Genomic DNA, 24418 nt, shown 5'->3' with positions numbered 1-24418 from the left:
CGGCGACCTCACAGAGTGAAAGGCATGACGACGTGGGCGATCTCGTCGGGCGATACGTCGAGGGGCTGGACCAGCGCCGCGCCCTTGACCTCGCGGGCGAGGTGCAGCACAACCTGGTCCGTGCGGATGGCGCTGAGGATCTGCTGCAGCTGGCGCGGGTGCAGGCCCACGCGGATCGCTCCGGAGTGCTCGAGCGCGGCGCCGGCCTCGGTCAGGTGCTCCACGTTCTCGCCTGCCTTGTCGGTCATCACCACCGCGTCGGGTAGCAACTCCAGCGCGATGCAGTGGTTGATGCCCTTCTCCCCGCCCCAGGCCGAAAAGGGAACGAAGCGCCGCAATGCCTCGATCATAGCTTTGCGGTCGAAGCGCACGCGCGCCGCGGCCGCTGCCGGATCTGGCACCAGCTTCTCGATGTCCAAAACCACCTGGGTTTCGACCATGCGCACGATCAGGCACATCGCCGCGCTCTCGATGCGCAGCGCCAACACATGCGCCACGCCCGCCGCCCGCCCCACACTGATGATTGCCTCCGGCTGCCCAAGTGCATCGGAGATGCGGCCCAGCTGATAGACCGGAAGGGAAAACTTCGGCCCCGTGTAGTTGATCGCCCGGCGCGCCATCAGCTTGCCGTCGGTCGCCCAGACCTTGCCGGTTTCGACGAAGACGACGCGGCAGTAGGAGCGCACGTCCTTGTCGTCCGGCGCGTGCTGCACGTGCGACACGGCCTCGGCGAGCATGGTGGCCGGCAGATCGATGGGCTCCCATTTCATCTGCTCGGCATCGGGGAGTGCAGACGGGTCGGGATGGGTACCTACGCGATAGCGGGAGCGGCCGCGCACCACTTGCCCGTCGGCGCGCAAGTCCAGATTGCCGCCGCCGGCCGCAATGGTGCGCAGAGTGCTTTCGTGCAACAACAACTGCCCTTCGTCCTGCACCTCTGCCTCGATGGTCATGCGGGTGTAGACCTGGGTGTCGGTGGTCTCGATCTGCACCTCGCCATTGCCCGCCGTGATGCGAGCGAACTGAAGCAGTTCAAGGGTGCTTTTTGCCGGGGCTGCGCTGTGCTTGAGCGCATCCGCCAGCTGAGTTGAATTGACGGTGGCGCGCATCAGACAGTCTCCGGAATCAAGGGGGCCTGGGTCGGTGCAGGCAAGTTGGCGAGGTATTCGGACAGAATGGAATTGGCCCAGAGCCGCGTGCGTTCGACGGAGCTCAGCAAGCTGCTATCCAATTCGTGATCGACCTCGGCGCGCTGCAGAACGTTGCCGTTGAGATCGACGATGAGGCGGACGCTGTCGTTGACGAACTGCATGTCGGCGTCGTCGTCGCACGCCTCTCCATAAGCGAAGCGGCGAAGCCGGCCGCCCTCCCAGATACCGAACAAAAGCTCATAGGTACCGTTGAAGGTCATGCGCTCTTGGCATGCGAGCTCCATGGCGTCAGCCAGCTCCCAGTCGCCGCGCTGTGCCCGCGCGATCGCATCGCGCTGCATGGTGGTCATCATTGTGCAGCCCTCCGGAGACGGATGACGTTGTCGATCGGTAACTGTTGCTGCGGGCTGGTCTTGGGGCTCGGCCGGCCCTGTTGGCGGCACCACTCCCGCAGCGCGTCGTCGAATGCGCCGTGCTTGGTGCTGGCGCTACATGCGCACTCCACGAGATGGCCGCCACCGGCCTGCAGCGAGCGCTGGTCGTGGATGTGACGGGCGGTGTGGCCATTGCGGCAGGGCGGCAGCGGCATGGTGTGGCTGATCATGCGTTGCATGGCAGTTCCCCCAGTGGTGCCAACGTGCGGATGGCAGCGCGCTGCACCTCCGCGGCATGGGCGCCATATACGTTGACGGTGGTGGACTTGTGCTTGTGGCGTGCGTGCGCGGCGCCGGCGTCCAGGCCTGCACGCTCCACCACTTCGCCCAGCCGGCGGTGCCGCAGCATGTGCGGGTGCAATCCATGCATGCCGGCCACCCTGCCCCGCTCGCGGACCATCAGGTAGACGGACTGCCGCGACAGGCGCCGACCTGTGGCGTTGACGAACAACGCGGCCTCACCGGGCAATGCCATCTTGTCGCGTGTACGTCGCCATGCCTGCACGGCGCGCACGGTGACTGGCTCGATGCCGACCACTTCGAAGTCGTCATCCTCGCCGCCTTTGGGCCGCACATACACGCGCTGGCTTTCTTCCAGGACAGTGAAGCCGTTTCGCGACACCGGGGCATCGTCCAACAGCGCCACCTCGCTGGCGCGCAGGGCACCGTCGAGCATCAGCAACAGCATGGCGCGGTCGCGGATGTCGACCGGTGCGCGCTCACCGATGCCGGCAATCATTGCCTTGAGCGGCTCCAGCTCCGGTGCCACCACGGTGCGTTGGCGGAACTTGATGCGCACGTCGCGGGTGGCGTCGTGCTGCATCAGCCCCTGCATGCGACACCACGAAATGAAGGTGCGCACGGCGGCAAGCCGGCGGGCGGCGGTGCGGCGTGCCCACTTCATGTGGCGCATGCCATCGTCCAGCCATAGGTTCACCAAGCGCTCGCTGACAAGCTGCACCAGCGTCACGTCGAAGCGGCCGAGAAAGGACACCAGCATGGTGAGGTCGGCGCGGTAGGCGGCGATGGTGTTGGCGCTGGTGCCGCGCAGACGGCGGTGGTCCAGAAAGTCCGGGATGAGGGTGCTGAGGTCGCCGGGGATGGTGTCAGCCATTGCAGCCTCCCAGAACGCCGCGCTCGGCGTTGCGCAGAGCGCGCGCTATCTTCGGCGCCCACCATGCCGGCCGACCGATGATCGTGCCCTTCGGCATTTCGCGCTCAAGCCACTCGACAAACAGATCGGGCACGCCAGTCTGCGCAACTGCTGCTATGGGTTCGCCACGCTGCTGCAGGAACATGCAGAAGTTCGCCACATCAACCGGGTCGCCTTTGTCGACATTAGCGCGCAGCATGTCCGATAGCTGCTGGCCCGTGCATTGCTGCCGATCCTTCCAGCCACCGCGGCCCTTCTCGCGCACCCGTCGCAGCTTCAACTTCATCGCGGCGGCCAACTCGTCAACGGCCACGTCATCTGGGTGACGGCACGCAAGCGCGTTGTGGAATTCATCACCGGTCATTGGTCGCACGAACCATGCCTGCGGGCCATCCTCGGAATCAGCGATCGCGGCAAGCAGCCAGCCGTCGCCCTCAGGGCTGTCCGGTTGCCAAGAGCGCATGGCAGCCCAGTAGGAGTCGCCGCCTTCTTCAATGGCTTCGTCCGAGAAAGCTTCGGTGCTATCGCCCATGATGATGTGGGCCACGTAACCCTGGGCATGCAGCAGCGGCAGCAGCGTGTCTTCACTCTCGTTCGGCCACGATGGCAGATCGGGGTGGTAGAAGGTGCCGTCCTCGGCGCGATCAATGCGGTCTGACGAATAGCGGTTATTGATCTCCATGGCTCAACCCCCCGCCTTGCTAAAGTGCAGTGCCTGCTCCAGCAGCAGGAATAATCGCCGCACTTCGCATGCCATCAGGTTGAAGCGCGCATCCAGCTCGGCGCGCACGCCATTGGCATCGTCGTAGTCCAGCTTGTCGATCGCGCCATCGAGAAAGCGCAGGCGACGGATGACCAAGTCGTCACCCAGAACAAAGGCGACGTGGTCATCCAGCACTAGCTCCAGGCGCGTCACCTGCTTGCCAGCTTCCAGGTGCTTGCTCACCTCGTCGCTGCGCAACTCCTGGTGATTGCAACGCACGCGTGCGCCGCCCTCGATGGGGTCGCGCAACTCGCAGTCCTCGCCCAGGCTCAAGCCTGCCGGCAGCGGCCCGCCGGCCAACCAAGCGGTGAGCACTGCGCGTGGCGCCACTTCGGCATTGAGCGGCAGCGCCGGAAACGAGCCAAGCGCACCCCGCAGCTCGCTGCAGACAGCATCGGCGGTCTTGCGGCTGCTGCTGTCTACTGCGATGAAGCCGTGCTGCATGTCCAAGAACGCATCGGTGCGCTGTTCGCGCACGAACGCCTTGGGCAGCAGTTCGTGGACCACGTCGTCCTTGATGCGCTTGCGCGCACGGCCGCCGGGGCGCTGGCCCTCGCGCTGCTCGATCTCGGCAACCTTGGCTTCGACGGCATTGTTGACCACCGAGCCGGGTAATAGTTTGTCTTGACCGCCAACGCTGACCCAAGCGAATTCGCCATGGATGACTGCGAACGTTTCAGCCTGGTCACCGTCGCGGCCATATGGTGGAACAAAGCCGCGCGAGGACAGTTCCAGCGGGCCGACCGGCTTCAAGCGCTTTTCGTCCAGCCGAGCACTCAGCGAGTAGTCGGCCGGCCCGGCCCCCATATCGATGCGCGGGTCGGCGGCGAAGGCGCGGTACAGGTCCGAATCGACGGCCCAAGGGAAGCGGTAGAAGGTGAGGTTGCGAAAGAACATGGCTCAGGCCTCCTCTGCGATGATTTTTTGCGCCTGCAGCAGGCGTGGCACGGTCTGGCCGTCATCGTCTGCACGGTTGATCGCCTCGGCCAGGGTGTAGCCCATGCCCTTCAGCCAGCCGGGCTTGTTGAGGACGATGGCCGCAGCCAGGGATTCGCCGGTGGACAGTGGCCCCGTTCCCCGCAGCTTTTTGGCGGTGCGCGCGACGCGCACGATGTGGTTAAGTTCCATCGCTCAGGCCCTCCCGCACTGTAGATCGACGGTGACGAAGCCGGCTCGGCGGGCGGCGAAACGGTTGCCGCGCGTGGCGCGGTATTCGGCCTCAGCGGCGTCCATGGCGGGCGCCGGGTTGACGCCATGGCGGCGCGCATCGTGTGCGGCATGGCGCCGTACGAGCAGCCGGTAGCTGACGACGGGGTATGCCGCAGCTTGCGGCGGCCTGGCGGTTGTGGTGCACTTGTCCACGATCTTTCCTCCTACGGGTTTGATCACTGAAGCCATCGGCGTTCGTGCGCCGGTGGCTTCCTCGCTTGGGGCGGACCATGCCGCTGCCGAGTGCGGCAAGGTCCTGTGTTCGCCCGGTACGTCCTCGGCTCCGGGCTTCCTGGTGTGTTCTGGGCGCCGACTGGTCACAGACCGTCGGCGGCATTGAGGGCGCGGGCGGCATAGTCGGCGCGCTGCTCGGTGGGGAAGCGGCGCGCATTCAAGGACGGGGTGACTGCCTCGATGGGCTTTCCGACCGGTTTGCCATCCGCGTCCACCGACTCGAAACGGATCAAGCGCCAGCCAGGGCCGGCTGGAACGGCGGCAGGAAACCAGCGCGTCCAATTGATGGCGGCGGTACTCATCCCTGCACCGCCTTGAGCACGCGCGCCCGCTCGGTATGCGGCATGGCGTCGGCGATCTGCGCGGTGAGCGTGATGCAGGCGCTCTGCACGTCGTTGATCGCGTGCAACGCGTCGGCAAAATGCTGCTGATCCTCCGGGCCGATACGGTGGTTGTCTTCGAGCATCGGCACGATCGCTTGCACCGCGTCCGCGGCGCAGCGCATCAGCTCGCAGGGGGTGCCCACCTGCCCCACTACATCGGTGGCATGGGGTGGGCGCCGTGCGTACATCAAGCCCATGCGTGCCAGCAGGTCCGTCAACACGTCCGCACGTTGCTCCTGCGGCAGCGCCATCAGCAGCGCTTCTTCAATGTCCACCGGCATGCGGATCTCTCCGGACAGTAGGCGGCGCACCGTCTGGGTATTCAGACGAGCAGCCTTCTCGTGCTGGGCGGCGGTGCTGGCCACGTGGAAATCGACCACGCGATCGGCCACGTCCACACTGCTGTGGTAGTGCTCAACCACGGCGTGGGCGTACTCCTGCCACTGCATGCGCGACGTCACCACCGCTTGCATGATGAGCGCGCTCAATGCCTGGCTACGGGGTGCGTTGGATGTATTCATGCCCGAACCTCATTGAGTTGGCGGGTGTGCTGCAGGTGCTGTGCGTACGCCTGGTACAGCGCGGCTTGCGCGTTGAGTACCTGGTCGTGAACACGGGCATAACTCGCGAGCACGTCCCCGGTGATGGCATCGCGTGCCTGGCGTGTTGCCATGAAGCGGGCTTCTAGTACGCGTAACTCCGGCGTTGGCATCACCAGGGGTTCGCTCGTGGACACTTGGTCTGCATTGGTCATGGCTGCGCGGCCTCCGAAACCGCAGGTTCGTGTTCAGCGGGCAATGGCTGGATATGTTTCAGCCCGCCATGCGTATTGATGACCCGGGAAATGGAATGCTTCTGCCAGCGCCGGCCACCGGCAGGCGCCGGGATGCCGCGCGCCTCGAGCTCGGTGGAGATGCCTTGCAAGGAGAGCTGTTCGGCACCGTCATGCGGCCCGCGCAGCTGCACGATCAACTCGCGGTGCGGCCAAGTCTTGGGGTCTCGGTACAAATGCTGACCGACTACGCGTCCCAAGGCCTCATCCCAGCGACCACCCACTGCCACGCAGCCATAGGGCGTGGTCCCATACACCCTGCCCTGCTGTCGCAAGCCTTCCATCGTGGAGCGGGTGCGCTCGCGGATGGTGTCGCGCTCGTACTCGGCCACTGCCCAGAGCATGGTCAGCATCAGCCGCCCCGTGGGCGTGGTGGTGTCCACCAACTCGGTGATGCTGTGCAGGTTGACGCCGCGGCCATCGAGCTCGTCGCGCACGAAGTTGAGGCCGTGCTGCGCATTGCGAAACAGTCGGTCGAGCCGGAACACCACCACCACGTCGGCTTCGCCAGTGCGCAGGCGGTGCATCAGTTCCTTGCCGCCTGGGCGCTTGTGCAGCTGGACGCCAGCGCTGACACCCTCGTCGACCACGATATCGACCAGATGCAGCTCGCGCAGTGCGCACCACTGCCGGATGCGTTCGGGCTGCAGCGCAAGGCTATGCCCCTGCGCGGCCTGCTCGTCTGTGCTGACGCGCACGTAGCCGATGGCGCGGCGCACGGTGAGAGGCATGTCGATCATGCCGCCCTCCCCGGCCTGCGGTAGAGGTCGTCCAAGGTGATCTCCTTCTGAAAAAGGTCCACCAACTGCACCGCAAGATCCGGCACCGGCCTTGTGGTGTCGGACTCCCATTGCGCTACCGCGGCTTTTCCGACAGGCGGGTTGAGGCGGCTGCCCAGTTCCTGCTGCGACCACTTGCGGCGCTGCCGGGCAAGGCGGATCGGGTGAAGCTGAGGGGGGCGGGTCGTTTTCATCTTGACGCATAGTCTAGACCATCTATACCTAATGTCAAGACCATCTGAACCCCTGAAAGTTCAGCCCGTCTATACTTTGCAGGTGAGCACCATCGGCGCCCGGATGCGCGCGGCCCGCGAAGCTGCCAAGCTTTCGCAGTTGGATGTAGCAGCGGAACTTGGCGTGACGAAGGGGTCGTTGTCCGCCTGGGAGAACGACAAGAACTTCCCGCAGCTGCAGACCTTCATCCAGCTGTGTCAGCTCTATGGCACGTCGGCCGACGCGTTACTCTTCTCCGCAACCGCGGTGGCGGAGCCGCGCGCGCAATACAAGGTCGGCGAAGCTGCGGTGCTACAGCGCCTAGTCGATGGGCTCAGCGACGAGCAGCAGCGTGCACTTGTGGTGCTGCTGGGGAAGTAAGGACACAACGCAGATCCAAAGGGGGATCAGATGGCTTTGGTAAGTTGCCGCGAATGCGGCAAGCAGATCAGTGACCAGGCTTCGGCTTGCCCGCACTGCGGGTTTCCGATGGCGGACACTGCGTCAAGCACGTTGCCGCCACCCTTGGTTGCCCAGCCACCAACTCAGCCAGTGTCTGCTCCAGTGCCGCCGAAGAAGCGATCCGGCTGCGGCACGCTCATCCTTGTGGTCGTGGTGGGGTTGTTCTTGCTGATGCTGGTTGGCAGGTGTTCCTCACCATCCGATACAGCGAAGTCCGCGTCATCGTCGGCCAACAATAAATCTGCAACCACTTCAACTGCGGCCGCCACACCGCCTTTGAGCGCAGCGGAATTGCTTGCCAAGGCTCAAGATAAGGCACTAGCGACCAGTGTCCGCATCGAGAACATTGCCCTACTCAAAAGTGCACACCCCACATCGCCTGAAGCCGGCACGGCAACGCTGTTGCAAACGGATCTAGAGAAGCAATTGCATGCAGAGCAGAATCCCGTTGGCCTGCAGTGGCGTTACAGGATGAACACCGATGAGATGTCCGGTAACGCAACGCGTTCCGCATCGGTGGATAGCACCAACAGCTTTGAGTTCGACTTCCCATACACAGGTCGGCAGCATGCGACGTTGCAACTGCGTCGTCATCCGCGCTGGGGTAGCGATGTGATCCTCAGCATCGAGCGCGGGCAAATCTTGTGCAGCAGTTACAGCGAGTGCCCCGTGCGCGTGCGCTTTGACGACTCACCGGCAAAGGTCTATCACGGGACAGAGCCCGCAGATAACAGCAGCGATACGGTCTTCATTCCTGGCTACGATGGATTCGTCAAGAAGCTTTCAACGGCCAAGCGTGTTCGCATTGAGGTCAACGTTTATCAGCAAGGCGCAGTGATGGCCGAGTTCGATGTCACGGGATTCGATAGCAGCAAGTTGAAGAGCTCAAGGTGAGCTGCTAGTTTCTCAGCCCTTGCGATGCCTCTTCGCGCACACGCATACGACACGGCTGGCTGAATCGCCACTTGTCCACCTCGTCCTCATAGAGGCCTAGCAGCGCCTGCACCCAGGCGCTGCGCTCTGGCTCAGTGCTCGGTTGCGGCGCGATCGGTGCCGGTGGTTCCTGGTCGCACACTGCCTCGGATCTTGGCGTTAACCCGGTCGACGGCCTCGCCAGCCTCCCGCAGGAGGACAGGGTCAACATCACGGCAAGGGCCAGGCACCACGACAGTGCGGATACGTTCGATCGCGGCATGGGTGCTGCTCCGGTTTTCGTTGAGAGCGCCCGACACTGCGGCCCGCGCGCTTGCGCCGGCTGCGTCGATTGCAGTGTTGGTTTTGTTCTGATCGGCAACCTGGCTCGCAAACGCATTGCCGGCTTTCGCTCGCTGATCCAGTTGCCCGTAATGCTTGCCGAAAAAGAACGACCCGACGTTGGTGACTACGAACAGCAGGACCGCTGCGAGAATGGCGTAGACCCTCACAGCAGCGGCCCGCGTGCGAGGTCCATGATGATCTGCATCACGGCGCGGCGCTTCTCCGTGCTCTCGCCGTAGTAGCGATCCCAGTGGCAGGTCATCAGCTCCACGCCCACTGCATTCCAGTCGCCCCTGCGCATTGCGCTCCACAAGGGCGACCATTCGCGCATGCGCTCAGGCTCCAGGATATCGGCCAGGGCGTAGATGTATGGCAGGCGCGGCACCGCTTCGGGGTGCACCACAATCAGCTCGAAGATTCGCGCGCGCAGGCAAGCCTGCGCGGCCTGCACATCGTTGGTCAGCGCGAACTCGGCCACCTCTTCGGTCATGGCGCGGCGCTCGATCTGCCGTCCGTGGCCATGTCGCAGGATGCCCATCGAATCTTTCTTGGGAAATTTGTCGAACGTGAAGAGCGATTTGAGCAGCACCATGGTGCGCGCCATCGCTTCTGTTTCAACCGCTGCCAGTCGCTCGTCATCCAGGTCCGGCATCATTTGCATCCCCGCTCCACCGCTGCCATCCGCCGCTCAAGACTGTCCACCTCGCGATTACGCTGGCTGAGCAGCTGATCACGATGGCCGGCCGCCTCGCGCAAGCTCCGCACTTCCCCGCTCTGATTGACGTTCCAGACGCCGAATGCAACGAGCAGCCCGACCATGTATGTGTGGTCGACGCGCATCGAGAAGAAACGACGCTCTTCTGCAGGCTGGCTCACGGCGCCGATGCCTTGCGCAGGAACAGCGCCCATGCAGCGGCGGCTGCACGGTAGAAGAACGGTGCAGCAAAGCCAGCCACGATGCCCAGCAACATGCCGGGCATGGTTCCGGTGAGTGCCCACATCACCCCGAAGCCCACCACCAGCGCCACAAACTCCACCAGGAAGGTGCGCGCGTGCTTGGTGTGGTTGGCGCGGCTGTGCGGTAGCCAGCGTCGCAACATCGGTTGGGAGATAGTGGCCAGTGCCAATGCCAGTAGGAACGAGCCTGTTCCCAGTGGGACATCCTGTGTGATCTTGAACAGGAATAGCCACAGCGCTTGCGCGCCCTCGGCGAATGCGCTGCCATGCAACGCGATGAACGTTGCAAGCCCGGCCAAGGAGATACCTAGGCCATTCTTGATCTGTGCGTTCACTGCAGGGCCTGCACCGCGCCAAGCGCATTGCGATAGTTGTCCGGCCAGGTGTCCGGCTTGGGCTTTCCCGGGCGCCAGGTGCGTTTGTAGAGCGCCCATGCTGCCTGCTGGTCACCCAAATCGGGCAAGCGCTTCGGGTCAGTGAACAGCAGTAGACGTGCCAGAACAGACGCCAGGGTGTCACTGTGTTCCAGCGCGCTCCAGATCGCTTGCGGCTGGAAGGGAATGCCGAGCGCATCGCATGCCTGCGCCAGCCAGTAGCGGCTAGCCTCATGCAGGTACACGCCCCACACGCCGCCGCGGCTGGCCTTGGTGCCCTGCTCGAACTGCGCCAGCCCGCGTGCCGGCCCCTTGCGGTCGGGACGCCTGATGTCGATCACCTGCCAGCGATGCGCCAAGGCGCTTTCCTGCAGCATGATCGCCAGGATCATCACCAGCGCTTCGGGGCTGGTCATTCGCGGCGGGAGCAAGCGAAGCGCCGGCAAGATGATCTTGCGCGAGGCGTCGGCGGTCGAGATGGGTAATGGAAGCAATGGCGCATTCATAACGCGATTGCAGCGGGTAGCCACGTTGCCTGTCTGCTAGAGCAGGAGACGTAGTTAGGAAACTGCGGTTTCTTGAATCGGCTTGCCTCGGCATAGCTTAATTCCCGGCAAAGTCGAAGGAGACCATCCCGATGCGCTGCATCACCCTGTCGCTACTGCTTGTGATTACGCCCATCGTGGACGCAGAACAGCGCCAGATGTCGAGCCTCTTGAACGAAGCATCAGTCGAAGACGAGACACAGGACGCGTTCATCGCCCGCATAGCGCCGCTCGCCCGCGCCGCGTCCGTGAGCACCCGGTCTGTCGTGTGCGGCGAGATCCTGGGCGCCGGGCCTTACACGCTGACGCTCAAGACCGATGGGCGGCAGGATTGGTGCGAGGTTCGGAAGACGGCTGCGCCCTACGTGCTGGTCAACGGCATCGCCAAGGACGCGCGCGAAGACCACATCCCGGCCATCTATGCGCGCCGCCCCGGCTACCTGATCACGCCGTGGAGCATCAAGTTTCAGGACCGCAGTGGCGTGCGCAAGGTGGTTACGACCGGCCGCTGATGTAGAACAGCCGCGTGCTCAGGCTGCCGCCTGCTCCGCGGTCGCCAGGCTGGCGGCGATGGCGCTATCCGTTGCCGCCTTGATCAGCGCCTGGAGCTTCCAGCCGGCCAGCTCCTGCGGCGCCTCTGCGCCGGGATAGCGGATTGCGTAAGTCGGCGCGACCAGGTCAGCGATCGGCGCCGCCAGCACGCCGAGGGCGGTGCCGCGGTCCTCGACTTGGAACGTGACGGTGCCAGTGTCGTTGATCGGGTTCCAGATGATCGTGATGTGCTGCGCGAGCGGGTCTGCATCCGGGTCGGGTACCACCACGTTGGCGTCGTACGCCGCGCGCGTGGCGGCCTTGATGCCCAGCAGCAGGTGCACGCCTGGTTCCGTGACTGTCTCGCCAGGAACCTGGACGGACTGCCCAGTTGCCGGGTCGACTTCGGTGGTCGTCGGCGCGGTGACCTGGTAGCTGCGGCCGATCAGGTCGCTGATCTGGACGGTGAGCACCCGCAGGAAGAAACGCTCCAGCGTCTGCGTCCAGCCATCGGGGTGCGGCTTGGTGGTGATCTGCTCGAGATGGAATTCAACGGGGCCATCATTGGTGGCCGGGTCCCATCGGATCTCGATGCGGGGCGACACGATCTTGGTCTGCGTGCCGAAGGTGGTGTTTTCGCTGATGAGCATGTCAGTAGCCTGTAACGTCGAGGATAGGAGCGCGCACCCAGGCCTGGCCGTAGTTGCCAGGGGGCGGCTGAGGATTGTTGTTGGTACCGGTGCGTAGCTCTTGGGCTGTGTCGATGGCGGAGATGGATGCAACGTTGCCGTTGATGTTGACCACGCCCTTGCGCCACAAGATCTGCACCTGCCACTGCGGACCGCCGCCAACCAACCCACCGATGACCAACATGATGTTGCCGGTGGAGCCGGCCAGCGCGGCATATGTCCTGCCGGCCGGCAGCGTGATAGATCCGCCTTGGTTGGCATTGCCCTGCAGCAGCCCGCGCACGCGCATGTACTTGAGGGTGGCATCGAATACGACCTGATTGCTCGACGGGTTGCTCACGACGAAGTACTTCCGCTGCCCAAAGGTTGGCTCATCGAACACATAGGCCGTGAAGCTGCCGCCGGACGTCCACCCAGAGAAGGTGAAGGTATTGCCGCTCTGGGTTCGCTGGCCAAGCACTGCATTGCTCTCGCCCAGGAACGCCAGTGCTGGATTGGTGCCGGCCACTGTCAGGCTCCATGTCTTCAGCACGCCGCTCCCGCTGGGGGTGATGGTCTGCTTCGACGCCAGGGCCAGGTTCTTCCAATCCTCCGAGATCACCACGCGATTGGCACCCGCATTGATGCGAACAAACGCCACGTCAGAACCTCCCGTAGAACAACGTGCCGCCGGCACGGGCAGTCAACGTCGCCGAAGGCGATGACCAGGTGATCGTGTTGCCATCATCGGTGATGTAGGGGAGCAGCGCATTACCTGCCCCGCTGTCCGCGACGAACCAGTAGTACAGCTGGTTGGCGCTGCCAGTGATCGGCACCGCCACAGAGCCGTTGGCCCCGCTGGCGATACCGACCGCGCCCATGTGCTGAGTGAGCAGGTCCGAGTCGGGCTGATCGGTCACCTCCAGCAGGACCGCGTTGGTTGCCTCGTCCCGCACGCGTAGGAATGTCGTCATACGCCTGGCCCCATCGAGATCACCGCCACGCCGTTGGGCGCGTAGATGAATAGCTTCCCCCGATCTAGATCAATGCGTCCTTGCCCCGCATCCACGCCGATGAAGCGCACCTTGTCAAACGCAAAATCGATGGTTGCCGTCGTGCCGTTATTGACCGATCGCACACCAGCCACCCGATTATTGACATCCAACGCGAGAGTGCTCGATGCCTCGTAGCTGGCCACGCCGTTCTCGGCGGTCGTCAGCCGCACCCCCAGCGACTGCGTGGCTGTTGCCTGCAACCACTCCGCTGCCTCGTCGCTCCACAGCGTCGGCGTGAGCCCGCTTTCCAGCTTGCCGCGTCGGAAGCTGGCCGGCTGATTGGTGCCCTCCACCACCAGCGCGACACGTAGAGCCGTTGCGTTGGATGGGCTGTTGACGACCACGGATATCCGATTCCAGCCTGCCGCATTCGCAGGAAGCAGTGTCGTCGCGCCACCGATCACGCCAGAGGAATTGATGGCGCTGAGCGCGATTCGGACGTTACCCGCGGTCGAATTTCTGAAGGCATCGAATGCTAGCACCCAAGGGCCTGGACCCGCTGGGATGTCCTGATAGGCAGCATCACCACCAGATGTGGCTGCCATGGCGATGAAGTCGCCGAATGCGGCGTCGTGATAGACCGTGCTCGATGCGGGCGTCACCCAGTTGCTCTTGCCCGTCGCGAACGTCGGGTTCTTGAGCATGTTCGGGTTCGGATTGATCCGCGCCTGCACGCTGGTGATCGCCGTGCTGTTGCTCGTGGTCTGATTCCCGATCTGCGTCACCTGGGTCTGGATCGCCTGCACCGCCGTGGCATCGGCCTTGCCGGACAGCGCCGATTGCACGGTCCCAATCAGCTGCGACAGCGAGGAGATGTTGTTCTCGGCCTGCGTCAGGCGCGTGTTCATCGCCTGCACTGCCGAAGCATCCGCCTTGCCGGCAAGGCTGGACTGCACGCCGCTCACGTCCTGCGCGACGACCTGCAGCTCCTGCTCGATCTGCTGCACGTCCGTGGTGACCTGCTGCATCGCCACGCCGATCGCGCCCACCGCCTCGGCCAGGCTGGCGTACTGCCCGATGTAGGACCAGTACGCAGTGTCGGTGATCGCCGTGCCCACTGGCACATCCTGCTTGGCCACATACAGCCCACCGGCGTGCTTGACGATCGAGCCAGCCGGCCACGCTTGATCCACCCACTCCGGTGCCTCTACCAGCGCCTGCAGGTTGGCCAGATCCTGGGCCTGCTCCAGCAGCTGCTGGGCCAGCTCCTGATCGCGCTGCGCCGCCTCGAGGAATCCCTGCCGGATCTCCTCGGTGGTCTGGTCGATGGCCTGCTGCATTTCCTCCTGCAGCTCGCCCAGGTTCTTGCCGAGCGTCTTGGTGACGTACTTGGCCGCCACCGACAGCGTGCCGTTGGTGTTGCGCGCGCGGATGGCGAACGTCCACTTGCCGGAGGCCGGAATGGGCGAGTCGAATGCGCCGGTGTGGTAGCCGCTGTCGCCGACCGGCGTCATGGCGTCCCATGCCGGCATCGGCGCGCCCTGCTCCGGGGCCTTGGCGTAGCGGATCTCCGCGCCGGCCAGGTTGGCCGACTGGATTGTGTCGTTCCAAAAGCCCCAGGTGTAGCGACGGATGCCGCCGGAGATTTCCTCCACGTCGAACAGGTCGTAGTTCACCGGCGGCGCGTCGGCGCCGATGGTCGTGTAGATCAGCGAGGCGCCCACGCCCATCTGCCCCTCCGGGCCGAACGGGCGCACGTTGATGGTGTAGGTGCCGGCGCGCGGAATGCGCCACCGCGCCGTGCGGGTGCGCGTCTGTGCCACTTCCACCAGCTCACCGTTGCCGTCCGATGCCGAGGCATAGACCACCGCGTGATCGAAGGGGCCGCTGATATCGAAGGTGGCCACCAGATCCGTCGCAGTGACGTCGCCGGTGGTGATCTGGTCCTCGCTGATAGCCAGGTTGCTCACGATCGGGCGCGTGGCCAGCGATGAGCCGCTCTCCGGCGGCTGGTACACGCCCGTCTTGACGTAGGTCCAGAACTCCGGCGACTCCGGCACCACACTGATACTTGCGCCCTTCAGATCGCTCTCCGGCTCGATCGCCACGACGCGCACACGCAGGCCGGGCGTGGCCTTGAAGTCGTAGATCCACACAGTGTCGTGCGCCGGGTTGTCCTGCCAGCCACCCTGCACCATGGGGTCCGCGTAGCCCTCGCCCGGCAGCGGAGCGTCCTCTGGCCATTCCTCGACCAGCTGGATGGTGTCGGTCGCCTCCGTGAAGTTGCGCACACGGAACGTGCGGTAGACCGATTCGCCAGGGATGCGCAGGCCAATGAAGGCGCTGCGGGCATCTGGCGGCGGCACCGGTTCGTCCAGCGTCAGCGTGACCGTGCCCAGCAGCGGGCTGCGCTCGGCCGCCACGATCCGGCCACCGAAACCCCATTGCGTGAGGTCGTGGGAGATCGACAGCATCGACATGCGGCGATATGACAGGTACTGCAGATCCTGGGCGAAGCCGATGTCCTTGTACTGGTAGAGGCTCTGCGCGAGATGGTAGCGCGCCATCTCCGCCGCATGCGCCTCGCGAGTGATGCCCTCACCGGTCAGGCGCGCCGGATTGAGCATGGTTTCCACTCCCGGTGCCGGCACGCGGAGAGTCTCGACCTTGTTTGTGGTGCTGTCGAAATAGCTGTACTCAATGCCGTCGGCAGCGCTGGCCAGCGTGTAATCGACGCTGAAGCTGCCCTTCTTCATCTCGGCCATGTTGACCACGCCCGAGAGCGGCTGCTCATCGGCGGCCCATACCACCGACAGGCGCCCCCCGGCCCATGTCACCTGCCCCATGCCGGCCAGGGCGATCGCCTGCAGCACCTCTTCGTGGCTGCGCTCTTCCGTCAGCCAGTAGTCGTAGGTGTAGCCGTTCGCCTCGCAGTGCGCCATAAAGCCTTGCAACGACTCGACGTCGATCTCTTCATCGCTCTTGCCCATGCCGCCGACCAGCTTGCCGCTCTCGTCGTAATAGCCGCGGGCGTATTTGAGGATGTGGGCGCCGTTGTTGCTGGTTTCCTCCGTGACCCACGCGCCGTTGCGCCACAGCGGGATCGGCTCGGCTACAGCTTCGTAGCGGAGCTCGTCGGGCTGGCCGTTCAGCTGGCCGGTCGCCTTCATGATGACGGCATCGCGCGAGATGCCGGAATACGTTGCCGTGTCTGCCTGCACACTGCCCATCGTCGACCACTGGAAGTCATTGCGCTGGGTGTTGTCGCCGCTGTAGTTGCCCAAGCCGAGGATGCGCACGCGCACGTCGTACTGGCCCTTGGCCACATCTGCCGAAAGCGTCGCGCGCCTGCTGACGTCCAGCTTGTCGCCGGTGTAGGTCTGCGTGGCCAGCGTGGCCCAGATCCCAGTGCCCGCAGGCGCGTACTGGACCTGCACGGTCTCGGACACGTTGTACTTCTTGCCCGAAGTGCCCACGCCGCCCAGCACGTATTCCAGGTTGATGAGGATTCGCACCGTGTCTGCGCTGGTGGTGCGGGTCACGAAGTCGGCGGTATCCGGCAGCTCACCGCCCTCGACCGTGTCCACATTGCTGTACAGCGGGATAGTCTCTTCCGGCATCTGGCTGTAGCCGGAGTGATAGACGCTCACGCCTTCATAGCTCGACAACAGCGTATCGCCGTTGGAGAACGCCCCGACGCGGCCCACACCGATGCCCGGCGTCAGCACCATGCCGATGTACTGATCGTCGCCCTCGTACCACGAGTAGGTGGTGCTGGCGATGTCTGGCGCGATGCGCGTGCGGCCGAACAGAAGGCCCAGCGGCTCATAGGGCCGAGGGCGGTTGCGCGCTGCACCCAGGCTGTAGACCGTCCCCGCGTTGCTGGGGGATGTCGGGCTCTCGACCTTTGGCCCGAGCACCTTATTGATGACGATCGAACCGACCACAAACGCAGCCGTGTAGGCCACAGCTGCACCAGTGGTACCCAAGCCAGCCGCCCACGTCGCACCGGCGCCGCCGGTGAAGTAGATCAGCGCGGCCATCGCCACGATGTACAGGGCATTCCTACCGACAGCGCCACGCACCTCAATGACCTGGCCGTCCTTGGGATAGACGTACGGCCACAGGTGGCGCGGGACCACGCGGCCGCCGATCGACACCGTCCACTCGCCCTGGTCCAGATCGATCACGTGCCGATGCAGGAACTCGCACAGGCGCTCACCCGGCTGCAGGTCCATGGCAATGTGCCGCTGGCCTTCCAGCGTGACCGGGTGCGGCGTCAGCACCAGCTGGCCGTCACTCGCAGGCGTGGTCATCAGACCCATGTGTAATACCCCTCGATCCGTGCGCCGTAATCCGGCAGCTCGCGCACCCGGTGCAGCCAGCTGCTACCGAGCGCGCTGGTTGTGTGGAGCACCCAGCCCTCGTGGGCCAGGTGGAAGAAGACACCGACGTGCCCGGGCCGGCTCTGACCCTTGTCGAACATCAGCACCAGGTCGCCATCGACCGGTGCGGCCGTCGGCACCGCGTAGGCACGCGAGAGCTCGCCCAGCGCCACCTGCCCAGCAGCCCCGCGCGGTCGCCGCGCCGGCATCTGCACATTGCGGCCGAACAGCTCCCTCTGGACCTGCACCAGTAGATCGGCGCAGTCGTAGGTATCGGCGTCGTACGGGATGTTGAGGAACTGCTCAACCTCACTTGCCCGCATCAGAAGATCCCCGGCAGGGTGAAAGGGTTGGCGCGGAGCTTCACTGCCTGCTGGCGCATGAAGAAGTCCACGCCGATCTGCGCGGTGATCGACGGGCCAGCAGCGCGCACCTGTGTGAGCGGAAGGTAGAAGCGCCGAGCGATGACATCCGGCTGAGCGCGATCGGTGATCAGCACGCGGCACATCACCATCTCGTTGGGCTGCAGGTGCTCCAGGTCATCGGTGATGCCGCGACCGACGTTGTCCACTTCCAGCTGTGCACGCGGCGTCTGCCCGGCAGAATCCGTTGGCGGAGTGAAGCGGAACGGATACCCGATGTAGCTGTTGCCATTGCTTATCCAGTCCTGCGTGTCGTTCGCGATGCGCAGGACAGCGCCGAACGAGGGCGCCGTCATCTCCAGCAGCTCCAGCGGGCTGTCCGTGTCCGTCACCCGCTGGCGGCGCTCGATAAAGGTGCTCATCGCAGGTACTCGATTACCGTCTGCCGGGTTGCAGATGTGAACATTGGATTGCGCGGCTGCAACCGTCCAATAGCGCCACCCTTGATGCATGCCTTGATCGGCACGCCGGTGCGTGGGTGCAACATCGTGAAGTACCCGACCTTCTTAATCACATCGAAGTACCAGACATCGAATGCAGCCATGTCGGCCTTTGACCGAAACAGCAATGTGCACGACAACTCAACCATGTCGCGGGAGTTCAGGAGGCGTTGCTTCGGAACACCACGCTCCATTACCGTGCGCTCTACAGATGGCTGCGGCTCTTCACCAAAATCGCCTACCATGATTCCGACGTACGCTGGGAACTCAGCCATCAGCGCCGATCCTGCACGTTCAGACGTGATCTGGTCGCGGCATAAAGAGGGCCAGAACCAGCGCTCATATTGCCGGCAAGGCGCCCTTCGATCTGTTTGAACAGCACTTCGACATCGGTACCGCCAGTGCTGTTGCTCCGCGTCGTGACTTGCGGCTGGCTGGGCGCGCCAATGATGTTGACGTTAACCTGTGAGCCACCGCCACTACTCCCGCCCGCCGCTGCAGCACTGGCTGGGATGACGACACCGTCCGAACCTGGCATGAGGTAAGTGCGATTGCCTTGGCGCAGCAACTCGGGCCGGCCGCCTTCGGTCACTTCGTACATTCGATCGCGACTGACGCCGCCACCAACCGAACGCCCACCTCCAAAACCGAAAAGATTGCGCCCTGTGAACCCCTCCATATTGTTACCGAACCCGGTCGTGCTACCGGCGCCAGTGCCGCCGCCTGTGTAGTTCCCTGCGCCACCACCCAGGAGACTCATGCCTGTGTTGAACAGCCACTGGATGGCGCGGTCGGCAAAGAGATCCGCAGCCATGCGTTTCATTCGATCGATCCACCGCCCTGCTGCATCGCCGGCTTCGCCGAAGGAGAGAATGGCGTCCGAGGCGAAATCATGGGTCGCAGAACGTAAGTCGCCCAATACCGCCGCGCCTTCGCGTTGACGCTGCAACTGCTCCGTGGCCTGAACAATCGATTGCCCATATGCGCTGTTCGCATCCACGCCGGCCTGTTTCAGGCGGTTGTAAACCTCCAGCTGCTGTGCGTTGAGCAGCAACGCCTGCTGCTCTTCGCCGATGTCCTGCAGCACCTGGATGGCGCCGGCGTTCATCTGGTCACGCAACGCTTGCTGGCGCGCCGCGTATTGCTCTGTGGAGATCACCCCCGCATCCAGCAGCTCCTGTACCTTCGTCAACGCGTTCGCGTATTCCAATGCAGCCGAAGCACCGCCGCCGCGCAGCTGCGCGGCCATCTCCGCGGTGTCCTCAGCGAACTCACGCTGGAACTCGGCGATATCCCGGTCGCGGATCTGCTGCGCCAATGCACGCATGGATGCGGTGAATGCATCGATCTGCGCCGTTGGCACCTTGGCTTTTGCTGCTGTCTCGCTGCGTTCGGCCACCTCAAGCAGCCGCTTGTTGTATTCGTCGATGATGGGGTTGCCGATCTGCTCAAGCTCGGTGTGCCAGCTGCGTAGCGAATCCGACATCTCTGCAGTGGCACGCTTGATGCGCTCGGCCTGGCGGCTCGCTTCTTTCTCATCGACCAACGCCGGCACAGGGCGCCGCTTCTCGGTCAGCACTGGCGAGGCTTCCGGTGCAGCCTGCTGCTTGTAGCGAGAGGTGAGTTCGCGCTGGATGGCAACCCGCTCCGCCTCCAAACTCGCGAGTTGCTGCTCCCGAAATGTTGATTGGTTGTCGGTCAGCGGCAGCCCGAACACGTTGGACTTCCAGCGCTGCAGGTCGCTGCGCTCTGCCTGCACTTTGCCCATGCGCGCATTCAACGCATCGGTGCTGGCCTGCTGGGGATTGCTGCCACTTGCAAGGCCCTGCGCCTCACGCACCTTGGTATACCAAGCGGTCAATTGCGTGATTGCGCCGACCAACTCACTAGTGACCTGCGACACCAGCGTGATCACCTGGCCAAATGCAGCTTTAGTCTGCTCGCTCTGCAGTTCACCCGTCAGGCGATTGACCGCAGAGGCTGCACCGTCGAGGCTACCGCCCTCGCCGGTCGTGAGGTCATCCAGGCTATTGCGTAGCGCTGCAAGCGATCCGCCGAACGTGTTTCGGGCTGCCTGCGCAGCACCCTGGTAAGACTCATTGAGGATATCCAGAATGATCCCCTGCGCCTCTGCGGTGCGGCCGGACTGCTCCAGTGCCTTGATGCTGTCGCGCACGCTCTTGGTGAACGCCGCGCCGAAGCCCTGCTGTGCCAGCGCCCCCGCCGCCTTGGTAGGGGATTCAAGCGCGCGGCCCACGATCTCTGCAGAGCTCTCCACGCTGATGCCCAGGCGTGCGGCCTGGTCGATAGCCACCTGCAGCGCAGGCACAAAGTTACTGGTGACGACGCCGCTGTAAGACAGCAACCGGGTCTGAGCATTGGTGATGTCGCCACCGCTGAATGTACTGGCGCGGGCGATGTTGTCCGCCATTGCGGCCAATTGCTCGGCGCTGAAATTTGCATCCTGCCCTGTCGACTTGAGCACGGCGTTGAGCTGCGCCAACTCGCGTTCGGCGTTCATGGTGTTCCTGATCACCAGGGCCATGCCTGCAGCTACGACCCCGCTGGCGCCAGCAAGCGCGCCGCCCATGATGGTGGCGACCGAGTTGAGTCGATCGCCCAGCGAGCGCACAGCCGGCTCCGCATCGCGTGCTTGCTGTCTGATGCCGGCGATGTGAGCGCTGACCTTTCCGTCATCGCTCACCTCAAACCGCACATTGAAGGTGTTACCGCCCGCCATGTTTATCGTGCTCCCTCTGCCACCGCTCCACATTTGCCTGCACGTATGCCTGCTCGGCCACTTGCAACTGCGCCAGTAGCTGCGGCAGATCGGCACGCACCAAACCAAGCTCGCTCACACGTGCGCGCAACAGCACCATGCAGTCGGCGTATCGCAATCCAGTCGGCAGACCGCTGGGCGCGTACTGCCACTGCGAGCGGCACCAAAGAAATGCCAATGCTGCAGGCTCCGCTGCAGGCAGCAAGCGCGGCTGCGAGCAGTCCGAACACACCGTAGGACAGCTGCGACAAGCCTCGCTGGTGAAGCTGTCTCCGAACTCGTTGCCGACATCCCATAGCCGTTCTTCCTCATACCCGGGCGCGGCACCGGCGCGCCACCGCACCCAGGCGATCAGTTTTTTCTTACGCCCTCACGGCTCGTTTCGAAGAGCGCGCGTCGGATTGGCTGGAACAGATAAGCCATGGCCAGCAGCGCCTCGAGGTGCTCTTGCGAGAACGGCAACGGCTCGCCCTCCTCATCGGCAAAGCCACGCCAGTCGTGAGTGCGCCGGAGCACGTCTGCGCGGTCATCAAGGCGCACACGCTGCATGTCGTCGAAGGCACCCTGCAGCTCGGCAGGTTCGGTGCTGGTGGCGGCCTTTTCTAGGAAGGAAGCCGCCGTGCGCGTCATGACTTCACGGTCGCGGGCAGCCAGCTCGTCATCGGTATACAGGGTCATCAGCAGGTGCACGCGCACAAGCTCCGGCGTCTCGCCATCACCGCCAGGTAGATCCACCGGCACCCACACGCGCCCCAGGTTTGCGAATCGAAACATTCCGCCTTGCTCCTTGTCAGATTGTGGCGCGCTGGTTCTTCAGCACGGCTGTGACGCCCAGCTCACCCGTGGTGCGGTGCGCGACGAAATTGAAGGGCATCTTCAAACCGCGTGGCCCGCTGATTTCCGGAGCGGTCTGGTCGATGGTGGACAACGGGATGGTGATCACCAACGATTCGTTGCCAGCCGTGCCGGCGCCGGTGCCGCGAGTGAGCGACACCTGGATGGCCAGGTCCTGGTCGTTGAGCGCCTTGTTGAGCAGAACCGGCGTGTCGAACTGCGCCACGCCGTCGCCAGTGACGATGGCGAAGCCCTCCGGCAGGCCGTGGCGTTGGCCGCCGTTGTTGATACACCACAGGTCGCCGTCGAGGTCGTTGGACCAGGTAACGTTGAGCGACTCCAGGCACACCTCGGTGGTGCCGCCATCCAACACCAGCGCGAGGTTGCTCACGCCCCACGCGGCATGGCCGGGGTCGGTGGGCGTGGTGTCCAGCGAGGTGGCGATGGTGCCATCGGAGCTGGAACCCAGCAGGTCGATGGTGGCACTCGGAGTGCCCTGTGTCTGAAACTGGAACTGCGCCTGATTTACGCGGCAACCGCTGTAACGCATGTAGCGACCGGGCGCCGCGATCGCCGCACCGTAGTCCACCTCGAAGGTGATGCCGGCCGGCAGCGGATTGGCCAGGCTGAAGGTATGCGTATACGGCGACGCGCTGCCTGTGGTGGCCGGCGCGCCGATCAGGTGTTTCAGCCAGAACCCGATACTGCCGGGCGCCAAGCTCACGGTGGCTTGGCCAGCCACCTCGCGGCGGCCGAGCGTGCCACGCGCCTGCCCACGAAAACCGCTGAGCGTGGGGTCCTGCTCGCGCGCAGCACTCGGCTTCAGGGTAAAGGTCTGGATGTAGATCAGCTCGGCGTCGGGCGTCGCGGGAATCTCGTTGTAGGTGGTCTCGGTGACGGCGATGACGCGGCTCTTGGCGCCGGTGGCCTGTGCCATGGGATTACTCCTGCGCGGGTGCGATGGTGGCGCCGTCGCCCTGCCCGTCCACGCCGGTGGCGGGGCCGACGGGATCGGACAGGGCGGCGGCATTGAACTGTTCCAGCCACACAGCAGCGGTAGCCGCGTCTTCGGCGGTGGCGTACTGGAAGCGCTTGACGCTCACCAGGCGCAGGGCCTCGGCCGGCTCCACGCGGACAACCGTGCCCGGCTTGTGGGCGCCGATCTGGCGAATGCCGGAGTGGCTCTCGGTGGTGAAGAACACGCCGACCAGGGCGTCGGGGTCGGCTGCGGTCTTGGGGGGCATGTCAGGCGTCCCGGTAGATGGTGTGATGCACGCGGACCACGAAGGCGATCCAGTGCGTGGGCGCGCGGAATGCGCGGTCGTTGATCTCATTGGCGACGAAGGCCAGCTGGCAGGTATCGTCCAGCGACGGGTTACGCAGCAGTAGCTGCACCAGCGCCGCGGTGATGCCGTCGCGCTGGTCCACCGCTCGGGAAAAATCCTGCTGATGCCACACCAGCGAGATCTCGATATCGGTCAACCAATCCTGCTGCGTGCTGTTGACGATCAGGCCGGCCGGGTCGCCACCGCCATTGCTGGCGTCGGCACCGCGCGCGTCGCCCTTCTCGCTGATCCAGCAAGGGAAGTTTTCCTGGCCTATCTGCTCGAAGCGGCGGTTGCCCTTGATGACCTTGGGCACCACAGCCTGGCCACGCGAGCCGAGCGTCAGCGCCTGCAGCGCGGCGGACACGTCGGCGTCCTGCTCGAGCAGGCGGTGCAGCGCTTCGCGGGCGCCGGCGATCATGCGTTCACCGCCTGCCACCACGCGGCCTCAGCACGCTCCATGTCGAGCGCCTTGACCGCGTCCTCGAAGTACGGACGGCCGGGGATCGGCCGCGCGTCCTCATTGCCGTAGGGGAGGAAACCCTCATGGAGGGCGCGGGCATACTCGCGGTCGTTGCCGATCACCACGCTGTTGTCACCGATCTGCACCGCGAAGCCGCGCAGGAATGCGCCGGTGCGCGCGGGAATGGGGTATGCGCCAGGGGCTGCGCCGGCTGGGCCACGCGCGCGATCGGTGACCCCGGTCTCCATCTGCACAGCGATGTTCCGCAGCATTGCCTGCCGCGCAGCGTGCAGCGTGGACGCGACGACGTTAGGGCTAGGGAAATTGCCCAGGTTGAGGCGGAGCGTCAGCGCCATGCAGCACCTCCGCGCCACGGGCCACGCTCGGCGGCGGCGATGCCGATGGCCGTGCCGGCCGGCTCGCTGGGGTCGATCACCTGCTGGATGTAGATCTCGGAGAAAGCCGCCGCGCGCTCGGCCTGCGCTTCGTACTCGCGGCGGTTGGCGTGAACCATGTTGTCGAGGCTGGTGGCCGCGTTGCTGTCCACGAACGCGGCGCGCCGGCTCCACAGATGCGCCTTGGCCCAACACAGCTCGGCCGAGCGCAGCGACTCGCCCTGCGGCGTGTCCACTGCGATGGCGTCGTACTGCGCGCCGATGCGGCCGCGCGCCCAGCGTTCGGCACGCTGCAACAGGCGATCGACGTAGCCGCCGGGTTGTTCCCAGCTGGCCGCATCGTCGCCTGCTGGCGTGCCGAACTGCTCGGCGCGAAAGCCTGCATCGGTGATGTCCTGGATGGTCGCCTTGGCCGCCATGGCTGTGGGCGGGGCT

Annotated in this window: 35 protein-coding genes; 3 read left to right on the top strand and 32 right to left on the bottom strand. The window is 64.6% G+C overall.

Features of this window, described 5'->3' with window-relative positions:
• Positions 1-8 precede the first annotated feature (8 nt).
• The 13 genes from XcodCFBP4690_RS17275 to XcodCFBP4690_RS17220 form a co-directional block, all read right to left on the bottom strand.
• Positions 9-1109 carry a hypothetical protein gene (locus tag XcodCFBP4690_RS17275; RefSeq protein ID WP_104542843.1) on the bottom strand — a complete coding sequence of 367 codons (1101 nt, stop codon included), beginning with the start codon at positions 1107-1109 and terminating at the stop codon, positions 9-11.
• Positions 1109-1504, bottom strand: coding sequence for a hypothetical protein (locus XcodCFBP4690_RS17270; RefSeq protein ID WP_146091941.1), 396 nt, complete (start codon positions 1502-1504; stop codon positions 1109-1111). The genes XcodCFBP4690_RS17275 and XcodCFBP4690_RS17270 overlap by 1 nt, the downstream gene beginning before the upstream one ends.
• A complete protein-coding gene (locus tag XcodCFBP4690_RS17265) occupies positions 1501-1764 on the bottom strand; it encodes a hypothetical protein (protein WP_104542839.1) in 264 nt (87 codons plus the stop codon). The genes XcodCFBP4690_RS17270 and XcodCFBP4690_RS17265 overlap by 4 nt, the downstream gene beginning before the upstream one ends.
• Positions 1752-2699, bottom strand: a complete 948-nt coding sequence (locus tag XcodCFBP4690_RS17260) for a tyrosine-type recombinase/integrase (protein ID WP_104542837.1) — start codon at positions 2697-2699, stop codon at positions 1752-1754. Before XcodCFBP4690_RS17260 ends, XcodCFBP4690_RS17265 begins: the two co-directional genes overlap by 13 nt.
• On the bottom strand, positions 2692-3420 hold the full coding sequence (locus XcodCFBP4690_RS22925) for a hypothetical protein (RefSeq protein ID WP_208622762.1): 729 nt from the start codon (positions 3418-3420) through the stop codon (positions 2692-2694). Before XcodCFBP4690_RS22925 ends, XcodCFBP4690_RS17260 begins: the two co-directional genes overlap by 8 nt.
• 3 nt (positions 3421-3423) lie before the next feature.
• The gene (locus XcodCFBP4690_RS17250; RefSeq protein ID WP_104542835.1) at positions 3424-4398 is read right to left on the bottom strand and encodes a recombination-associated protein RdgC; all 975 of its coding nucleotides are present in this window, start codon (positions 4396-4398) and stop codon (positions 3424-3426) included.
• Positions 4399-4401: 3 nt separating this feature from the next.
• The gene (locus tag XcodCFBP4690_RS17245; RefSeq protein ID WP_104542833.1) at positions 4402-4629 is read right to left on the bottom strand and encodes a hypothetical protein; all 228 of its coding nucleotides are present in this window, start codon (positions 4627-4629) and stop codon (positions 4402-4404) included.
• A 3-nt stretch (positions 4630-4632) separates the two neighbouring features.
• Entirely contained in the window at positions 4633-4899 is a 267-nt protein-coding gene (locus tag XcodCFBP4690_RS22515; RefSeq protein WP_167394686.1) for a hypothetical protein, read from the bottom strand.
• A 128-nt stretch (positions 4900-5027) separates the two neighbouring features.
• On the bottom strand, positions 5028-5246 hold the full coding sequence (locus XcodCFBP4690_RS17240; protein ID WP_104542831.1) for a hypothetical protein: 219 nt from the start codon (positions 5244-5246) through the stop codon (positions 5028-5030).
• Positions 5243-5848 carry a hypothetical protein gene (locus XcodCFBP4690_RS17235; protein WP_146091939.1) on the bottom strand — a complete coding sequence of 202 codons (606 nt, stop codon included), beginning with the start codon at positions 5846-5848 and terminating at the stop codon, positions 5243-5245. The genes XcodCFBP4690_RS17240 and XcodCFBP4690_RS17235 overlap by 4 nt, the downstream gene beginning before the upstream one ends.
• Positions 5845-6081 (bottom strand): hypothetical protein, encoded by a 237-nt coding sequence (locus XcodCFBP4690_RS17230; protein ID WP_146091938.1) that lies wholly within the window; start codon positions 6079-6081, stop codon positions 5845-5847. The genes XcodCFBP4690_RS17235 and XcodCFBP4690_RS17230 overlap by 4 nt, the downstream gene beginning before the upstream one ends.
• Entirely contained in the window at positions 6078-6899 is an 822-nt protein-coding gene (locus tag XcodCFBP4690_RS17225; RefSeq protein WP_167394685.1) for a recombinase family protein, read from the bottom strand. The genes XcodCFBP4690_RS17230 and XcodCFBP4690_RS17225 overlap by 4 nt, the downstream gene beginning before the upstream one ends.
• Positions 6896-7132, bottom strand: coding sequence for a helix-turn-helix domain-containing protein (locus XcodCFBP4690_RS17220; RefSeq protein WP_104542821.1), 237 nt, complete (start codon positions 7130-7132; stop codon positions 6896-6898). The genes XcodCFBP4690_RS17225 and XcodCFBP4690_RS17220 overlap by 4 nt, the downstream gene beginning before the upstream one ends.
• An 82-nt stretch (positions 7133-7214) precedes the next feature.
• On the opposite strand from XcodCFBP4690_RS17220, the gene XcodCFBP4690_RS17215 reads away from it, so the two are divergent.
• Both XcodCFBP4690_RS17215 and XcodCFBP4690_RS17210 read left to right on the top strand, forming a co-directional pair.
• A complete protein-coding gene (locus tag XcodCFBP4690_RS17215) occupies positions 7215-7532 on the top strand; it encodes a helix-turn-helix transcriptional regulator (protein WP_167394684.1) in 318 nt (105 codons plus the stop codon).
• 30 nt (positions 7533-7562) lie between these two features.
• Positions 7563-8507: a zinc-ribbon domain-containing protein gene (locus XcodCFBP4690_RS17210; RefSeq protein ID WP_104542818.1), complete on the top strand. Its 945-nt coding sequence runs from the start codon at positions 7563-7565 to the stop codon at positions 8505-8507.
• Between the two features lie 131 nt (positions 8508-8638).
• Here XcodCFBP4690_RS17210 and XcodCFBP4690_RS17205 read toward each other — a convergent pair whose 3' ends face one another.
• Genes XcodCFBP4690_RS17205 through XcodCFBP4690_RS17185 form a run of 5 tightly spaced genes read right to left on the bottom strand, consistent with a single transcriptional unit; the run spans position 8639 to position 10617 of the window.
• Positions 8639-9037 carry a hypothetical protein gene (locus tag XcodCFBP4690_RS17205; protein WP_104542816.1) on the bottom strand — a complete coding sequence of 133 codons (399 nt, stop codon included), beginning with the start codon at positions 9035-9037 and terminating at the stop codon, positions 8639-8641.
• Positions 9034-9525 (bottom strand): hypothetical protein, encoded by a 492-nt coding sequence (locus XcodCFBP4690_RS17200; RefSeq protein WP_104542814.1) that lies wholly within the window; start codon positions 9523-9525, stop codon positions 9034-9036. The genes XcodCFBP4690_RS17205 and XcodCFBP4690_RS17200 overlap by 4 nt, the downstream gene beginning before the upstream one ends.
• Complete coding sequence (locus tag XcodCFBP4690_RS17195; RefSeq protein ID WP_104542812.1) at positions 9522-9746, bottom strand: hypothetical protein; 225 nt, start codon at positions 9744-9746, stop codon at positions 9522-9524. Before XcodCFBP4690_RS17195 ends, XcodCFBP4690_RS17200 begins: the two co-directional genes overlap by 4 nt.
• Positions 9743-10162: a hypothetical protein gene (locus XcodCFBP4690_RS17190; RefSeq protein ID WP_104542810.1), complete on the bottom strand. Its 420-nt coding sequence runs from the start codon at positions 10160-10162 to the stop codon at positions 9743-9745. Before XcodCFBP4690_RS17190 ends, XcodCFBP4690_RS17195 begins: the two co-directional genes overlap by 4 nt.
• The gene (locus XcodCFBP4690_RS17185) at positions 10159-10617 is read right to left on the bottom strand and encodes a hypothetical protein (protein WP_244183693.1); all 459 of its coding nucleotides are present in this window, start codon (positions 10615-10617) and stop codon (positions 10159-10161) included. Before XcodCFBP4690_RS17185 ends, XcodCFBP4690_RS17190 begins: the two co-directional genes overlap by 4 nt.
• A gap of 221 nt (positions 10618-10838) precedes the next feature.
• Between XcodCFBP4690_RS17185 and XcodCFBP4690_RS17180 the strand changes: the two genes are divergently transcribed.
• On the top strand, positions 10839-11258 hold the full coding sequence (locus tag XcodCFBP4690_RS17180; RefSeq protein ID WP_104542806.1) for a hypothetical protein: 420 nt from the start codon (positions 10839-10841) through the stop codon (positions 11256-11258).
• An 18-nt stretch (positions 11259-11276) separates the two neighbouring features.
• Here the strand turns inward: XcodCFBP4690_RS17180 and XcodCFBP4690_RS17175 are convergent, their stop codons facing one another.
• From XcodCFBP4690_RS17175 to XcodCFBP4690_RS17110, 14 genes are all read right to left on the bottom strand, one after another.
• On the bottom strand, positions 11277-11927 hold the full coding sequence (locus XcodCFBP4690_RS17175) for a hypothetical protein (protein WP_104542804.1): 651 nt from the start codon (positions 11925-11927) through the stop codon (positions 11277-11279).
• Between the two features lies 1 nt (position 11928).
• Positions 11929-12606, bottom strand: a complete 678-nt coding sequence (locus XcodCFBP4690_RS17170) for a hypothetical protein (protein ID WP_104542802.1) — start codon at positions 12604-12606, stop codon at positions 11929-11931.
• A gap of 1 nt (position 12607) precedes the next feature.
• Positions 12608-12919 carry a hypothetical protein gene (locus tag XcodCFBP4690_RS17165; RefSeq protein WP_104542800.1) on the bottom strand — a complete coding sequence of 104 codons (312 nt, stop codon included), beginning with the start codon at positions 12917-12919 and terminating at the stop codon, positions 12608-12610.
• Positions 12916-17265 (bottom strand): host specificity factor TipJ family phage tail protein, encoded by a 4350-nt coding sequence (locus XcodCFBP4690_RS17160; protein WP_104542798.1) that lies wholly within the window; start codon positions 17263-17265, stop codon positions 12916-12918. The genes XcodCFBP4690_RS17165 and XcodCFBP4690_RS17160 overlap by 4 nt, the downstream gene beginning before the upstream one ends.
• Positions 17256-17648, bottom strand: coding sequence for an NlpC/P60 family protein (locus XcodCFBP4690_RS17155; RefSeq protein WP_104542796.1), 393 nt, complete (start codon positions 17646-17648; stop codon positions 17256-17258). Before XcodCFBP4690_RS17155 ends, XcodCFBP4690_RS17160 begins: the two co-directional genes overlap by 10 nt.
• Positions 17648-18109: a DUF1833 family protein gene (locus XcodCFBP4690_RS17150; RefSeq protein WP_104542794.1), complete on the bottom strand. Its 462-nt coding sequence runs from the start codon at positions 18107-18109 to the stop codon at positions 17648-17650. The genes XcodCFBP4690_RS17155 and XcodCFBP4690_RS17150 overlap by 1 nt, the downstream gene beginning before the upstream one ends.
• Positions 18106-18462 (bottom strand): hypothetical protein, encoded by a 357-nt coding sequence (locus tag XcodCFBP4690_RS17145; protein WP_104542792.1) that lies wholly within the window; start codon positions 18460-18462, stop codon positions 18106-18108. Before XcodCFBP4690_RS17145 ends, XcodCFBP4690_RS17150 begins: the two co-directional genes overlap by 4 nt.
• Positions 18462-20927 carry a phage tail length tape measure family protein gene (locus XcodCFBP4690_RS17140; RefSeq protein ID WP_167394683.1) on the bottom strand — a complete coding sequence of 822 codons (2466 nt, stop codon included), beginning with the start codon at positions 20925-20927 and terminating at the stop codon, positions 18462-18464. The genes XcodCFBP4690_RS17145 and XcodCFBP4690_RS17140 overlap by 1 nt, the downstream gene beginning before the upstream one ends.
• A gap of 390 nt (positions 20928-21317) precedes the next feature.
• Positions 21318-21740 carry a hypothetical protein gene (locus XcodCFBP4690_RS17135; RefSeq protein ID WP_104542788.1) on the bottom strand — a complete coding sequence of 141 codons (423 nt, stop codon included), beginning with the start codon at positions 21738-21740 and terminating at the stop codon, positions 21318-21320.
• Between the two features lie 16 nt (positions 21741-21756).
• Positions 21757-22737, bottom strand: a complete 981-nt coding sequence (locus XcodCFBP4690_RS17130; RefSeq protein ID WP_104542786.1) for a phage tail tube protein — start codon at positions 22735-22737, stop codon at positions 21757-21759.
• Positions 22738-22741: 4 nt separating this feature from the next.
• Positions 22742-23044: a hypothetical protein gene (locus XcodCFBP4690_RS17125; RefSeq protein ID WP_104542784.1), complete on the bottom strand. Its 303-nt coding sequence runs from the start codon at positions 23042-23044 to the stop codon at positions 22742-22744.
• 1 nt (position 23045) lies between these two features.
• A complete protein-coding gene (locus XcodCFBP4690_RS17120; RefSeq protein WP_104542782.1) occupies positions 23046-23546 on the bottom strand; it encodes a hypothetical protein in 501 nt (166 codons plus the stop codon).
• Positions 23543-23944, bottom strand: coding sequence for a hypothetical protein (locus tag XcodCFBP4690_RS17115; RefSeq protein WP_146091937.1), 402 nt, complete (start codon positions 23942-23944; stop codon positions 23543-23545). The genes XcodCFBP4690_RS17120 and XcodCFBP4690_RS17115 overlap by 4 nt, the downstream gene beginning before the upstream one ends.
• Positions 23935-24402, bottom strand: coding sequence for a hypothetical protein (locus XcodCFBP4690_RS17110; RefSeq protein ID WP_104542778.1), 468 nt, complete (start codon positions 24400-24402; stop codon positions 23935-23937). The genes XcodCFBP4690_RS17115 and XcodCFBP4690_RS17110 overlap by 10 nt, the downstream gene beginning before the upstream one ends.
• Between the last annotated feature and the right edge of the window lie 16 nt (positions 24403-24418).

This window comes from Xanthomonas codiaei, assembly GCF_002939785.1.
Taxonomy (GTDB): Bacteria; Pseudomonadota; Gammaproteobacteria; order Xanthomonadales; family Xanthomonadaceae; genus Xanthomonas; species Xanthomonas codiaei.
This window is presented reverse-complemented; position numbering and strand designations above follow the sequence as displayed.